This window comes from Treponema primitia, assembly GCF_046533075.1.
Classification (GTDB): domain Bacteria; phylum Spirochaetota; class Spirochaetia; order Treponematales; family Breznakiellaceae; genus Termitinema; species Termitinema primitia_B.
On the sequence record NZ_JAJQRB010000045.1, the window covers coordinates 130,516 to 145,438 of the forward strand.

At 54.1% G+C, this 14,923-nt stretch carries 16 protein-coding genes; 14 read left to right on the forward strand and 2 right to left on the reverse strand.

Annotation, left to right across the window (positions count from 1 at the left end):
• Positions 1 to 5: 5 nt before the first annotated feature.
• The 14 genes from LQZ19_RS08750 (at position 6) to LQZ19_RS08815 (ending at position 12,351) form a co-directional block, all read left to right on the forward strand.
• Entirely contained in the window at positions 6 to 386 is a 381-nt protein-coding gene (locus LQZ19_RS08750) for a hypothetical protein (protein ID WP_411047289.1), read from the forward strand.
• A 22-nt stretch (positions 387 to 408) separates the two neighbouring features.
• Positions 409 to 852 carry a hypothetical protein gene (locus tag LQZ19_RS08755; protein ID WP_411047290.1) on the forward strand — a complete coding sequence of 148 codons (444 nt, stop codon included), beginning with the start codon at positions 409 to 411 and terminating at the stop codon, positions 850 to 852.
• Between the two features lie 136 nt (positions 853 to 988).
• Positions 989 to 2,710, forward strand: a complete 1,722-nt coding sequence (locus LQZ19_RS08760; RefSeq protein ID WP_411047291.1) for a hypothetical protein — start codon at positions 989 to 991, stop codon at positions 2,708 to 2,710.
• Positions 2,710 to 4,074: a DNA circularization N-terminal domain-containing protein gene (locus LQZ19_RS08765; RefSeq protein WP_411047292.1), complete on the forward strand. Its 1,365-nt coding sequence runs from the start codon at positions 2,710 to 2,712 to the stop codon at positions 4,072 to 4,074. Before LQZ19_RS08760 ends, LQZ19_RS08765 begins: the two co-directional genes overlap by 1 nt.
• Positions 4,067 to 4,987: a DNA-methyltransferase gene (locus LQZ19_RS08770; protein WP_411047293.1), complete on the forward strand. Its 921-nt coding sequence runs from the start codon at positions 4,067 to 4,069 to the stop codon at positions 4,985 to 4,987. The genes LQZ19_RS08765 and LQZ19_RS08770 overlap by 8 nt, the downstream gene beginning before the upstream one ends.
• On the forward strand, positions 4,980 to 6,011 hold the full coding sequence (locus LQZ19_RS08775) for a hypothetical protein (RefSeq protein WP_411047294.1): 1,032 nt from the start codon (positions 4,980 to 4,982) through the stop codon (positions 6,009 to 6,011). Before LQZ19_RS08770 ends, LQZ19_RS08775 begins: the two co-directional genes overlap by 8 nt.
• Positions 6,011 to 6,562 (forward strand): hypothetical protein, encoded by a 552-nt coding sequence (locus LQZ19_RS08780; protein WP_411047295.1) that lies wholly within the window; start codon positions 6,011 to 6,013, stop codon positions 6,560 to 6,562. The genes LQZ19_RS08775 and LQZ19_RS08780 overlap by 1 nt, the downstream gene beginning before the upstream one ends.
• A gap of 10 nt (positions 6,563 to 6,572) precedes the next feature.
• A complete protein-coding gene (locus LQZ19_RS08785; protein ID WP_411047296.1) occupies positions 6,573 to 6,791 on the forward strand; it encodes a hypothetical protein in 219 nt (72 codons plus the stop codon).
• A complete protein-coding gene (locus LQZ19_RS08790) occupies positions 6,788 to 8,605 on the forward strand; it encodes an InlB B-repeat-containing protein (RefSeq protein ID WP_411047297.1) in 1,818 nt (605 codons plus the stop codon). The genes LQZ19_RS08785 and LQZ19_RS08790 overlap by 4 nt, the downstream gene beginning before the upstream one ends.
• A gap of 329 nt (positions 8,606 to 8,934) precedes the next feature.
• Positions 8,935 to 9,204: a hypothetical protein gene (locus tag LQZ19_RS08795; protein WP_411047298.1), complete on the forward strand. Its 270-nt coding sequence runs from the start codon at positions 8,935 to 8,937 to the stop codon at positions 9,202 to 9,204.
• Positions 9,205 to 10,407, forward strand: a complete 1,203-nt coding sequence (locus LQZ19_RS08800; RefSeq protein WP_411047299.1) for a baseplate J/gp47 family protein — start codon at positions 9,205 to 9,207, stop codon at positions 10,405 to 10,407.
• Positions 10,397 to 10,627: a hypothetical protein gene (locus tag LQZ19_RS08805; RefSeq protein ID WP_411047300.1), complete on the forward strand. Its 231-nt coding sequence runs from the start codon at positions 10,397 to 10,399 to the stop codon at positions 10,625 to 10,627. Before LQZ19_RS08800 ends, LQZ19_RS08805 begins: the two co-directional genes overlap by 11 nt.
• A 4-nt stretch (positions 10,628 to 10,631) precedes the next feature.
• Positions 10,632 to 11,471, forward strand: coding sequence for a hypothetical protein (locus tag LQZ19_RS08810; protein WP_411047301.1), 840 nt, complete (start codon positions 10,632 to 10,634; stop codon positions 11,469 to 11,471).
• Positions 11,472 to 11,532: 61 nt separating this feature from the next.
• On the forward strand, positions 11,533 to 12,351 hold the full coding sequence (locus LQZ19_RS08815; RefSeq protein WP_411047302.1) for a hypothetical protein: 819 nt from the start codon (positions 11,533 to 11,535) through the stop codon (positions 12,349 to 12,351).
• 589 nt (positions 12,352 to 12,940) lie between these two features.
• Here the strand turns inward: LQZ19_RS08815 and LQZ19_RS08820 are convergent.
• Positions 12,941 to 13,168 (reverse strand): hypothetical protein, encoded by a 228-nt coding sequence (locus LQZ19_RS08820; protein ID WP_411047303.1) that lies wholly within the window; start codon positions 13,166 to 13,168, stop codon positions 12,941 to 12,943.
• A 660-nt stretch (positions 13,169 to 13,828) separates the two neighbouring features.
• Positions 13,829 to 14,839 (reverse strand): tyrosine-type recombinase/integrase, encoded by a 1,011-nt coding sequence (locus LQZ19_RS08825; RefSeq protein WP_411047304.1) that lies wholly within the window; start codon positions 14,837 to 14,839, stop codon positions 13,829 to 13,831.
• Between the last annotated feature and the right edge of the window lie 84 nt (positions 14,840 to 14,923).

The following is a 14,923-nucleotide window of genomic DNA, read 5'->3' on the forward strand; positions in this document are numbered from 1 at the left end:
ACAAAATGGCAAAAGACTTACCGGGAACCCCGGACAAACTGGTCCTCGACGGAAAAGCATTTTATTACATATCAGACGCGGACCCCGCTCACAGTAAACCGAAGTGGGCAAAAAACCCCATCGTCCACACGGGCGGAACCATGCACCAGATGATCCGTCAGGACACCGATTCTACCGGGCACAAAATCAAAGCGAACGGCGACGAACTGGTAATCCTGAAAGAACTCGCCGAGCGCCCGCAGAGCTTCACTATGGCATGGTACAACCGCGCCGGGGACTGCTACCGCTGCAACGGACAAATCACCTACGACACGGCCTCCGCTGCCAATGGCAGCGTAGAATTAACCCTTAGCCCCGACGACGACTGGACGCCGTTCCTCGGGTAAACAGAAAACAAGGAGATATGATATGGGAAAATGGACACGTCAAATCAACGAAAAGGATTTTGTGTTATCGCAGGAATCCGCAGAGAACAGCATCAAAGAGCTTTTGGATTACTACGATGTAAACATCATCGCCGAAGAGGGAACCCCCGACGGTAAAATCGTCGAGGGTAACTTTACCGAGCTGACGTTATGTTACCGCCGGGGAATCTTTGAAAACCGCATGGGGGAGAAGGGCCTCGATGTGATACAGAAACTGAAATCAGGGGAAACGCTCACCTACCGCTCTATCACCGGAGGCGACCGGAAGTTTATGGACCGATTCGGCGACGGGGAACCCCATACCAAGGCATACAGCTTCATGGGCCGCCTCTGTGGCCTCGGTGAAGATGGCATCCTCAAAATGGACCCCCGCGACCTCCGGGCAATGGAAAGGCTGTTTTTCATTTTTTTGTTGGTAACGGCGTAGGCCGCCGCCTCGAAAAGATGATCGGCACCCTCGCCATCCGCAGTAACTTCGCGAATATCTCCGCGCTCCTGGAAATGGGGTACGGCGATATTAAAAACTTTTATGAATGGGCCAAGGCGGCCAAAGCAGTAACGCTATGACAAACTTTGCAGTACCCACAATTTTTAGTGTCGTAGATAAAATTACGCCGGCCGTAGGTCAAATGAAGGGCGGTGTAAACAAGTTTAAAGTCGACACAAATGCCGCGTTCCGCTCTATTATTCCCCCGACATCCGGTTTCGGTAAAATGCTCAGCTCCGTAGCGGGACAAGTAGCCATCGGTACCCTCGCGGTCAAGGGACTCAGCAAAGCATACCAGATGCTCAAAAGCACCATCGCCAGCATCCCCGAATATGCCGCAAGGGCCGATGAAATCGGGAAAAGCTCGCAAAAGCTCGGCCTATCAACCGACGCCCTTCAGCGGTATCGCTATGCCGCAAGCATCGCCAATGTTGAAAGCGGCACCCTTACGACTGCATTTCAGACCATGACCAAACAAATCGGCAACGGCGCGTTGTATACCTCCCTCGATAAAATCGACAAGGGCCTCTCCGCACAGGTGAAAAGCGCCCGGACCGTTGACGAAGCGTTTCGCACTATCACTACCGCCATGAAAAATGAAGGCGATGCCGGGAAGCGTACCGCCGTTCTCATGTCAGCCTTCGGGAAATCAGGCAACGCATTAGTCCCCATGCTCGGCGACCTTGAGGAACAAATGGCTGCTGCGAGTAAATACGGAAACATCATCCCTCCCTCAGCAATCGAGACTGCTATAAAGTTTGACGATACGATAACCCGTACCAAGGCAATGATCCAATCCTTCGGAGACGTAATCCGCAGCGCCGTAGTTACCCACGTCCTCCCGCTTATCACCTCTCTGCAAGAATGGGCCGCAACAAACCGCGAACTCATCGCCACGAAAATCCAGGGCTTCGTCGCAGGCCTTTTCAAAATCATCCGATTACTGCGAACCCCGATAGACTGGATAGTAAAACACATATCCCTGATAGGCCCCGCCGTACTCCTCGTAGCCGTAGCCTTCAAAACCTGGAAAACCACCACTGCCATCGTCAAAGGCGTAACCATCGCAATGGCAGCCTATGAACTTGCCCAGAAAAAAGCCGCCATCGCCGCAGGTATCAACACCGCCGCCACCGCAGCCTCAGGGGTAGCCGCCACCGGGGCAACCGGAGCCTTCGCCGCCCTCAACGCCGTAATCGCTGCCAACCCCATCGGTTTTGTGATTACCCTCGTAGTTACGGGCATAACGTTACTCATCACGCTCATCGGCAAGCTATCCGAAAAAGTAGGCGGACTCGGAAATGCCCTCAAAGTAATCGGATTTACCGCCCTGGCAGTAGGGAAGGCTATCATAAAAACGCTGATCTCCCCCCTGGTACTCGCCATCAATTTTGTGATGGATGTCGTCCAGGGCCTCATATCCGTAATTGGCCTCATCCCCGGTATCGGCGAAAAAATGGCCTCAGTAAACAGCGCCATCGAAGGCTACCAGGATAAATTCAAGGACGTATTCGAACTCCGCACCGACGACTTCACCAGTATCGGTAACCCCTACCGCGACGCTCGCGCCGCAGAACTGGCCCGCGAAGAAACCGCCGCCGAAGCCGTAGGGGAGAAGCCAACTCTGGAACTCGACCCGGAGCTGAAAGATATCCTCGGGAAGTTACTCGAAGGCCAAGAGGATGAAGTAGGCGCCATCAACGGCCTAAAAGGAGCCGGCAAAGGTTCCGCCCGCGCCCTGAACTTTGCAGGGGCCGGAGCGGAAGATTTCTTCGAAACCCAAAGGTACGGTATGTGATGCCCTGGATCAACCGCCTCCGCGATCACATCGAACTCACCAGCCCCGAGGGCACCACCTTCCGCGCCGCCTGGCAAGGCAATGACATCTCTGTGGAGAAGCGCATAGGCCGCTATGCATACCCCGGCGTCGATGGCGAAACCTCCCAGGACATGGGCCTCAACTCCTTTTCGTACCCGTTAGAGTTTTTTTTCACCGACGCGGACCACGATAAAACCGCCGACAAGTTTATGCGGACCCTCTCAGAGTCCGGCCCCTGGAAAGTAATCCACCCCCAGTACGGCCTAAAAAAGCTCCAGCCCATCTCCGCCACCCTCGCATCAGAGCCCATAGAAATGGCGAACGCGACAAAAATCAGCAGCGAATGGTTTGAACCCATCGACGATTCCCCCAGCATCGAAAACCCAGCAGCGGAAGTATCGGCAGCCGTCAGGGATGTGAACAGATCATCCATAGATGAATTTGCAAGCGTCCCCGTGGCGGACAAGGTAAAATTCACCGACCGCGTGAAAAAAGTAGTCAGCAAAATCCGCAAGGTGATCAACACGGTAAACAACGCCATCAACACCGTACAAAACATCATCGTCGCCATCGGCAACGGCTCCCGCGGCTTAGTCCGCAGCTTAGCCGGGGCCATCATCACCCTCCTGGAGCTCCCCGGCCTCTTTAAGGGCAGCATTAACAACCAGATCGCCGCCTACAAAAAACTCGGCGAAGACCTCCAGCGCGACTTCTCCGCCGCCATGGGCGCCACCGGAAAAGACAGCGCCCTCCCCAGCAGCAGCTCCACCGCCTCCATGGCCAACACCATAGCCCTCAACAAACTCATGCTCTCCACCATCTCTGCCGGAATGGCCACCACCATAATCGCCGCCCCCGTATCCTCCCCCGCCGAAACCACCGCCGACGACGACACCCCCGCCGATTCCGACACCCCGGCCACTAGCGGCGCCTCCACCTCATCCAGCGGTTCCCTCGAAACCCGCGCCCAGGCCATGGCGCTCCTCCGTGATTTCAACGCGTTCCTGGACAGCTCCGAAAAAGCCCTCGACAATGCCGTGAAAAAAACAAGCGGCCTCCCCATCGACCAGCAAGCCTCCGCCCGCACCGATACCCGCGAACCCATGCTCCGCCTCCGCAAAGCCATGGCCCGGTACTTAATGGACATCACATACAACCTAAAAGTGGAAAAGCGGATCACCCTCGACCGACCCCGCAGCCCCATAGAAATCGCGTGCACCGAGTACAAAACAACCGCCGGAAACTTTGACTACTACTACCACCTCTTTTTGCGTACCAACAACCTAAGCGGTCGTGAAATACTATTACTGCCAGCAGGCCGCGAGGTGGTGATCTATGCTTAAAAAAGTTATCGGAGATGCAACCTTATATCATGGCAAAATGGAAGATGTGATCCCTACCATCCAGTTTGATCATATTTTCAGTGATCCACCCTATCTTTATATTAAAACCCATGATTTCGACAAAGAGTTTGACGAACAACTACTCTTTGAAAACGCCAAGCGCATACTCCCCGATAACGGCTTTATTGCCTTGTTTGGCCGAGGGACATCCTTCTATCGGTGGAATACCTGCCTTGCAGACATGGGGTTTGTTTTCAAGGAAGAATTGGTTTGGGACAAGCGATATACTACGGCCCCCTGCATAGCCCTATCCCGGATACATGAAACGGTATCACTTCATACCAAGAAAAATGGAAAGATACGACGTAGTAAGGTTCCGTATATTGAACAAAAACAGTTTGACCTTGAATCCATTATCAATGATATTAAGCGCATAAAAAGCGCAATAAATAGTGAAGCGGGATTGAATAAAATTAAAGATTATTTACAAAACGGAAACTATTTTACCGAGGACAATAGAACCGATAAACATTGCGTATCACAGCAGCCGGGGATATTACACCCGGATAGGGCAAATGCAACCATTAAAAGCATAAGCGGTGGAATGAATGAACGATCTTTAATCCACTATAGTGAAAAATCAATCCTTGAAATAGGTGCAGATCACTATAAAAATGAACATCCTACGGAAAAACCCGTCCGCCTTGCCGAGCGTATCATAGCCCTCATATCAGACCCCGGCGACACCATCTATGACCCCTTCATGGGTTCAGGAGCTTTCGGAGTGGCTTGTATTAACACCGGGCGGAAATACATAGGGTCTGAAATATCGCAGGAGTATTTTGATATAGCCTGTAGGCGGATAAAGGAAGCATATCGTCAGCCCCAGCTAAGTGAGGTACGCAATGCTTAACCCCAAAGGCACCATAAAACTGAAAATCGAAGGCCGCGAAGTAAAAACCATGCAAGGCCGCTTCGCCTACGGCATCGACCTCTTCGCCTCCCTCTGGAATGCCGAAATCGCCTGGTTCCCCGGCAAAGACAGCGCCCTCGACAAATCCACCGCCCGGGGCAGCTTCGCCGACAGTGAGCTATCCCTCGGCGGCGAACTCGTAGGCACAGGCTGCCTCTACACCCGCGAGAACATCATCACCGCCAATGGCATAACCAAGCAGCTAGAGTTTTACAGCAAAACCGCCGACCTCGTGGACTCCTGCCTCTTCCCGGCCCTCAGCGAAATCCGCGACAGCGACCTCAAACAAATCGCAGAAAAAGTACTCGCCGATAACGACATCCCCGTGAAATTCATCGACCCCCCCGGAGCCCCGTTTGAAGTGATCGAGCGGCAGGGCGTAGAAACCGTAGCAAAATATTTCCAACGCCTCGCCGCCCAGCGCGGCCTCTTCATCTCCACCGACCCCACAGGCACCCTCATCTTCCAGAAAGCCATCCAGAGCGGCAAACCCGTAGCCCATCTCGAATGGGGCGGCAAAACCGCCACCGAGTACCGCGCAAAATTCGATGACCGCACCCGCTACGCCAAGTACATAGCTGGGAGCCAGGCCGGAGACGGCGAGCCCATCTACGCCACCGCCTACGACCCCAAAGTCCCTAAAGTCCGCCAGCTCCTCTTTGACGCCAACGAAGCGGACGCCGGGAACATACAGGACGCCGCCGAGTGGCGCATGCTGAAATTAGCCCTCGAAGCCTACAGCATCCCCTTCCCGGTATCGGACTGGTACGACGACAGCGGGCACCTGTGGAAACCCAACACCATCGTTACCGCCAAGAGCCCGGTCCTGGACATCCCGGATACCAAGCAGTTTATCATCCGCCAAGCCGAATTCGCATGGTCCGCCACAGGTTGCAGCGCAGTACTCTCCCTGGTCCCGCCGCTGACGGTGGACGGTTCCGGCAACCTCAAGGTGGGTATGTAATGCGCGGCATGATCGGCAAAGTCTCCGCAGACCCGGAAATCGCCCCCGTAAAACACGGCGAAAAAAAAGCCCTCTTTCTCCAATGCCGATTTTCCGGCGAAGATGACGTGAGAACCGTCATGTACTTCCCCGGCCCGGGAAACGAATCGTGGCCGGTAAAGGGCGATATCGTAGTGGTAGATCGCGTAGGCGGTATCCTTATCGCAACCAACATCTGGGACGGCGCTGAACCATCGCTAAAACCCGGCGAGCGGGAACTGTACGGCAGAAACGCGAAGGGGGAGAAGGTATCCCGTATCGTGATGCTGGATACCGGAGAAATACTCCTTGAATCAATCACCGGAAAAACAGTAACGCTAAAATCATCAGGGGACAGCCTTGTAGAAATTGGTAATGCTATAGCCACCCTCGGGGGAATCCTTGACGAACTATACACCGCCCTGAATAACTTCCACAGCGAGGGAGACCCGGTAGCACATACCGCGAAAGCGTGGGCGGCATCAGAAATCACCCCGTTACAACAAAAATCCGCGAAGGTGTTTAAAAAATGAGAGGTATCACATGGCATTGGTAGACAGCGTATTATCCGCAGCATTACTGGCGATATTTAACGCCGCAAAAGCAAACCCTATGTCCAAAGCTGAATACGCCAACCAGCTCGCCGCCGCCATTGACGCTCAGATAAAAACCGCACAGGTAAACGCGGGAATCCCTGTATCAACCGCGGGTAGTGCCACGGCGCAGACAGGCGCCACCACAGGGCCGGGTACCCTCTCATGATAGCCCGCCAGTACCCCTCCGCCTCAGAAGCCCAAGCCTCCCCCTCATCCTCCCAAGCCTCCCGCTGCTGGGTAACCTTCGCCTCATCCGGCGGCTCATCCGTAGCCCCCGCCGAAGTCCAGCCCGGACACCACGTCCCGCAGCCCGCAGCGCCCACACGCACCGGCTACACCTTCGCAGGGTGGTATGCCGACCCGGCCCTGGCCACCCCCTGGGATTTCGCCGCTGACTACGCCGGGGGCGATAACCTCACCGTGTACGCCGCATGGACGCCGATCACTTACACGGTAACCTACTATCTCAACGGCGGCACCAACTCCCCGGACAACCCGGAAACCTACACCATCGAGGACGCAGACATACTGCTGGCCACGCCCACCCGCGCCGGCTATGCCTTCGACGGCTGGTACGCTGACACCGCCTACGCCACGGCAAAGCCCACGATACCCACAGGCTCCACCGGAAACATAACGGTGTACGCCAAGTGGTCCCTGATAACCTACGATATCGCCTACCACCTCAATGGCGGCACGAACGGCAACAACCCCACCACCTATACGGTAATCACCCCCACGATAACCCTCGCAGCCCCCTCCCGGCTGGGCTACACCTTCGGCGGCTGGTACACCGACGCTGAGTTTACCACCCCCGCCGTAAACATCCCGGTGGGCAGCACCGGGCCCCGGGAGTATTACGCCAAGTGGACAGTAAACACCTACACCATCACCTACACCCCCAACGGCGGATCCGGCGGCATGACCCCGACCAGTTACACCATCGAGGATGCCACCATTACCCTGGGCGCCCCAGAGCGCACCGGGTACACCTTCGCGGGCTGGTTCCGGGACTCCGAATTCTTAGGCGCCGTGGTGACGCAAATCCCCGCCGGAAGTACCGGAAACCTCGCCCTGTATGCCAAGTGGACCCTCAACGTATACCCAATCACCTACCACCTAAACGGCGGCATAAACTCCACCTTTAACCAACCCGACTACGCCATCATGTCATCTACCCTCCACCTGTACCCCGCAACCCGCGAAGGCTACGATTTTGCCGGCTGGTTCGCCGCCCCCGATTTCTCCGGGCAGGCCGTGGCAAGCATCCCCGCCGGAAGCCATGGCGACGTGGACCTCTATGCCAAGTGGACCGTGATAGAGTACCAGATCTACTACACCCTCTCAGGCGGCACCAACTCCCCGGAAAACCCCGCAACCTACACCATAGAGGACGCAGATATACTGCTGGAACCCCCCACCCGGGAACGGGACAGCTTTGTGGCGTGGTACGATAACGCCGGCTTTTTCGGCACCCCCACGCCCGGCATCCCCGCAGGCAGCACCGGGAACCGATCATTTTACGCCCGCTGGATAGCCTTTACGGCCCCCACCGCAAAAGAAACCATCGACCGCTACGGAGGCGACCCGAAAATCACCATCACCGAAAACGGCGCCGACCTCGACTACCAGGGCGGGCAACCCGTGATGGAGCAGGGCGTAGACAACGTGGCGTTGATATCGCTCTTTACAAAGCCAGGCTGGCCCGGGAACATCTTCCTTCCGCCGGAGAACCGCATCGGCTCGGACTACGAAGATACCACCTCCGGGACTATCACCCTGTCAAAGCTCGCCGATATCGCCAACTCCGCCGAGCGGGCATTGACATCCGCCACATTCCCGGAAGTGCAGGCCGAAGTCAGCAACCCCACCGGGGACCACCTCAGCGTTGATATCAGGGTATCCCCCGGACCCGCGCTGTCCCTCACCCGCGAAGGGGCCCTGTGGAAAGCCCAGAAAGCAAAGGGGGCGGGGAAGTGAGACACCCTATTGACGTTAGCAAATGCCTAGTCAAGGATGGAGAGGCGGAGGGGACAAAGTGAGCGAGCCGGAATATTGGAAAGCAATCTGCCCAAAATGTGGGTGGAAAGGAAGCAGTAAAGATTGTGATGGCGGCGTATCTTTTGCGGACACAGGAGATTATACCGATGTGGTATGCCCAAAATGTGGCACCGTTGTTGATGATCAGGACGATCTATGACACTTGAAATACACGGCATAGGCGCAGTTTTGGTAGCAATCAGCTTGCTGCTTGACCTTGCCCTCAATGCCGTTAAAATCATCATCTTTTTGGCGGGGAGGTTCGGGAAATGAGTATCGCAATAGTGTTTTTAACAATCGTGGGATTATTTTACGCTTACTGTGTAAGTGCTGGGTTTTCGGTACTGGTGGCTTTTTTGCTGCAATTTCTTTTCCCGGCGGTTATGAAAATAATTGACATACCATGGCCCACATGGGTGTATGAACACGCCGATAAGTTTACATCGTGGTTCGTGGTAATATTTACATTCCGGCTGATTGTGGGTTCTTTTATTCCCGTTAATCCAAAAATTAAAAATAAAAAGGATGCGGAGAAGTAAATGCCCACCATCACCCCGTCCACCGATGAGCTGATACAGCGCAACATCGCAGGTTTTGAATCGGCGCTCAACGTCAAAACCCCGCCAGCCGAGAAGTCCTTCAACCGCACCATTGCCACCGTCGAGGGCCTCCAGGGGACAGGCCTCTACAGCTTTGCCAACGACCGGGCCCGGGCAAACCTCGCCCTCACCGCCGCAGAAGCGGACCTCATGGACTTAGGCGAGAATTATGGCGTGTACCGGACCCCCGCGAAAATCTGGGAAGGCATCATCCGCTTTATCCTCCCCGACGGCAAAACGCTCTACCTTGGAACCATTTTCATCGGGCCGCAAGGAATCAAATACCAAACCACCGCCAACGTAATTGCCCCGCAAGGAGCCCCGGGCTCCGGCGTGTTAGCCGCCATCGAATGCGCAGGCTCCGGCCCTGGCGGCAACCTCTCCGAAGGCGACACGCTGACCATCCAAACCCCGATAGAGGGAGCCGCCCGGACAGCAATGGTAACCGCCACCACTGCGCTGGGCACCGAGCAGGAGGACATCGAAGAGTACCGTCAAAAAGTACTTGATGTCGAGCGCGCTGAAGGCGGCGGCGGTAACAGCTCCGATTTCCGCCAGTGGGCCCAGGAGGTACCCGGAGTATTCCGCGCCTATCCCTTCTCAGGCCCGCCCCTCGATATCGTCCGCGACCCGTACCCCGGCGAGCGTACCGTGTATGTGGAAGCCATGCCCGCTATCAACCCCGACGGCCTTGCCCCGCAGTCGCTCCTCGATTTGGTAAAGCAAGCGTGCCTGGCAGCCCCCGATGGCACATCCCGGGAGATACTCGGCCTTACCGCTGACACCCTCTACGTCCGCAGTATCGTTCGCGTGGGCATCTATGTCACCGTTCAGGGTATCGCCATAAAGTCCGGGAGCATGGGGGCCGCTGAGGAAGCGGTGACCAACGCCGTCCGCGACCTCCTTGAAACCTTTAGCCCCTTCGTTCAGGGCCTTGACGCCGACTTCGACCGCCGCGATGAAATCGTGGCCTCCATCATCGGGAGTGCCGTACAATCAGTCCTCGACACCTTCGGCGGCAGCGCAGAAAGCGTATTTTTCGGAACCACCCCCGGCTCATTCATCGGGCGGTACATCCTCGAATCGAACGAAAAGCCGAAACTGGCGGGCATCACCTTCACAGGGGCGACAAATGAGATTTGAAGTAAGAAGAACAAGCTGGAAAAAACCCGGATTTGGAGCGATAAAAAACGAAGTGGAGGATGGGGAAGATTATGATGATTATGACTACAACTGGCATATTGACTTTAAAACCCTCGAAGAATTACTGAAGTGGCAGCAAGAGGTAGGGAAAGAAATAATTTTGCGCAAACTAAAAGATGGAAATCCAACCATCGAGATATACGATGACTATAGGGAGTGAGTAGATGAGTACCACCTTCGCCCGCTCGGTAACTGACGCCCTCATGCCCCGGGGTATCGCATGGAAACCCGCCTATAAAGGCTGGCTCGACCGCCTCCTCGACGGCGCAGCAGCGAACACCCAAGCGGTGATGGACGACCTCGAAAAGCTGGCGTATGTCCGAAACCCCTACTACTGCCCCGCAGAATTACTAAGCGACCTTGAGCGCGAGTTCGGCGTGATTGCAAACCCCATGCTCAGCGAAAAGGACCGCCGGGAAGCATTGGCAGCAGTACGGTACAAGCGGGCCAGTCTCGGCACCGCCCCGAAGCTCCAGATGGCCCTCGACAAAGCGGGGTTCGGCCAGGGCGGGTACGGGCTTGTGGTGACGCAAAACGAATCGCCTGCCATTAACCCCGGGCCTCTGGTGGACACCTCCTACTCGCTGACCGCCCATGACTTCCCCTCGGCGGCCTGTGCAGGAAACGAAACGGCCCATGCAGGCTATGGCGGCGGGTACTACCTTGTCAATGGCGACAGGCGCATCTTCCGCCCCCTGTACCCGCAAGCTGGCCAGATATGCGCCCGGGCCTTTGACGGGTCGGATGAACTATCGGGAAAGCAGTGCGCGGGGTACTACACCAAGTACATTGACATCGAAACCACCTGGCCCACCCCCGATAACCCGATATACTGGCCCCTCATCTTTTTTGTGGGTGGACGGGTAACCCGAAACGAGGACGGCAGCATTGCCAGTGTCCCGGTGGTGGCCGTCCCCCAGAACCGCAGGCAGGAATTACACCGCCTGATCCTCCGGGTAAAGCCCCTGGGGATATGGGCAGCCATGCTATGTCGATTTGTATAGATAAATGCCCGTAGGGGCGTAACAGTATTACTAACGTCGTGATGACGTAAGGAGCTTCAAAATGCAAAACTTCGCAACTCTCTATGGCCCGCTCGTAACCGGAGCCTTCCCCGCAATCGTAGCCAAAAACGCCAGTGGCCCCGTCGCACAGGACGGCACCCCGTATGACGCCAACTTAGTCAGCGAAATCTGGGGCTTTATGCAGGACGTTCTCAATCGGGCCGGCCTCACCCCCAACGGTGTAATCGAAGCCGCCGGAAGCTCGCAGTTCGTCGAAGCCCTGAAGCGCGGCGTTGCACTGCCCCCGGGGATGCTGGTACACACCGCGATGAACCCTGCCGCTGCTGCAAACTGCCGGCTCCTCCAGCTCACCGGGGGCGTAATCCCGTACAACTCAGGGGCCTACGCCGAGATGACCCGCAACACCTGGGTAGGCGCCGACCAGAACGGCAACACGGCCCTCGCAGGATTTTACCGGACAAGTGATGCTGCCGGGAATACCCGTGACCCGGGGGGTAGCTACTTTGTGCTGCCGGATGCGCGGGGGCTGTTTGTGCGGAACTCGGGGCAGAACAGCGTATACAAGGCGGCCAACGACACGCCTTATGATGGCGGGGCGATTGGACAGTTTATAGGCGATGCAATCCGTAATTTTATAGGAGGAGTATTATCAAATGAGAGCCTTAATGGTTATCCTATATGGACAGATGCATCAGGAGTATTTTATAAATCCGGTGCCAATATTGTCGAATACGCTAGTGCGATAGGACAAAATACAAACCAAGCATCCGCTTTAAATTTTGATGTATCTCGAGGTACTCCTGTTGATACAAATATTCACCCAGCATCAATATCTAGCAACATTTATATATCTTATTAATCATTTACTTCGGCGGAATGGCTAATAGGATATATAAATACAAGCCGACAGGGACGCTGGACGGTTTTCGTAAGCAGTAAGTACTCCAGAGGCGAGAGCCGCATTAAATCCCAGAAATAGCTTATATCCGAGAGCCGATCCGGAGTACAGGAAAGGGGTTGAGTCTGCCCATGTATAGGTTAATGGGCCATTATCATCTTTTTAAGTAGTTACTAATACTGATCCCACTCCATTACTAGATTGGATATTCCGTATCGCATCACCAATAAACTGCCCAATCGCCATTCCATCATAAGGAATGGCTAATAAGAGATATAAATATTTGCCGATATAGACGCAGGGCGTATTTCAGTTGATACATGATCGACACCCACGGAAAGTGACGCATTGAAATTAAGCTGTTGTGGCCCGGTCCACAACAGATCGTTTGTCGCGTAACTATTTCCTACGTTACTTGTGGTAAAAGCTCCTGATGTGGTGATATGATCTGATGGAACTCCACCACGATCGCTATAGTTATATGATCCAATAATATTTCGAATTGTATCTGTTAAAAAAACCCCAATCGTCTTTCCATCATAAGGAAAGGTTAATAAGAGATATAAACACTTGCCGATATTGACGCCGGACGATTTTCTGATGATACATGATCGCTACCCACGGAAGATGATGCATTAAATATAATTTTGTTGTTTATCGCACCGGCAACAAAGGATGGGGAATATGAAAAAATACTATTGCCCGTATTGCCTATAGATATTGCTCCAACGCCGTCTCTAAATCCACCGTCTGTGCCGCATCCCACACTGCTGTCCATAGACCCCGTAACATTTCGCATTGTATCAGTAAGAAATGCCCCTATCCCCATTCCATCATAAAGAATAGCTAATAGGATATGTAAACAGAGGCGCTAATTGAAGCCGGGTGAACGTTGGTATCGGTGGGAACGGAGATTGAAGCATCGATCTTTAAACGTGAGGATCGTACTGTTTGTGGTGATGTCTCTTGTAATGCTAATCCATCGAACTGATCAATTATAAAAACACCGACTTGTGATGCAAATAGAGCAATATTCCCTGTGTCTATATATCCTACAATATTCCGTATCGCATCCCCGATGTAACTCCCTATCGACATTCCATCATAAAGAATAGCTAATAGGAGATATACATCAGGATAGATAAAGACGCAGGTCGATTTTCATAAGTAGTGGGGACTACAATAGATGCGTTAAATGAAGCCGTACTTTGGTGCCTAGCGGCGGGAGCGACTATTATAGATGCTACCCTGTCTTCATCATCTGTATTTGTTATTCCGAAAGCACCAGTTCCTGCACGAATGAAGCCATTGTCATCCATACTCTGCCCTAGGCTTTTGAAGCTTCCTGTAATATTCCTGATCGCGTCACCCTGAAACTGCCCTATCCCCATTCCATCATAAGGAATGGATTCAGCGCCCCCTCCCTGGCGCATGCTCCTCAGAACAACCGCGCTGCGTTCACCTCCGCCCTGATATTAGCCGCTTCCCGTTTCAGCGATTCAAGCCCCGCGTGTCGGTAAAACTTTTTCATCCGTTCTGTGTTATGGCCCGATAGTGAGTCCATCATTTTATCCGGCAGGGATTCTAACATCACAGTTACAAAAGTGTGACGTAAATTATAGGGCACAAGCTCCGGCCTATTTATCCCCGATCTGTCTACCGCCCGGTGAAACGCATAAGACAAGCGGTGGGTATCATAGGGGATACCATAACAATTTGCAAAGATATACTCCCCTGGTTTAGGTTTCACTTTTTTCCTAAGCGCCTCAATTTCCATAGCGGTTTGATCAGTGATGATCGCCGGTTTCGTAGCGCCCGTTTTTGTACCCTTTTCTTTTCCCCTGGTCCCAGATTCGATAGCTTTAAGTATGGGGAAAAACTTTTCCTCCGGGTACCAATCTTCCCACTTCAATGCCACCAACTCCCCGGGCCTAAGACCCGTATCCTTGAGTATCATGAAAGCACAAATGTACCGCTGCGACACATACAGCGCCTTGAGTTCCTCATGCGTTTTAGGAAACAGCTTGCCCATGTCCTTTACACTCAGCGCAGCCCGGGGGTGATCCGGTTCCTGGCGGCAGCGCACCACGTCGCGGACCGGGTTGTATTTCACAACTTTTATCAGCATCAGGTGCATATACAGCTCCGACAACACTGACAGTATCCGGTTCCGGCTGGCGCTGCCCAATGGGACATATTCCACGGGGGCCTTTTCGTCGGCGTTCTTGATTTTCTTAAACTTCGATTTCACACCGGCCATGGCAGAATCGATCACATCCACCGTCAGCCGCTTTGGGTTATAGCTGCCCCACAGAGGGATGATGTAGTTTACCATCATCGCCTGCCGGGTCCGCATGGATTTGTCCGTGTAAGTCAGCCGCTTCTCGGCGCGTTTCTGTCTCCATGACCCACCGAGGGCAAAGAGCGTTGAGTAGTCTGCAATTTTCATAGTTTTCTCCTTAAAAATATTTTAAGGACGCGCGGCCTTATGAGACAGTTTTAGTGTGTTTTCTTACGTGTACGCTTCCGACTG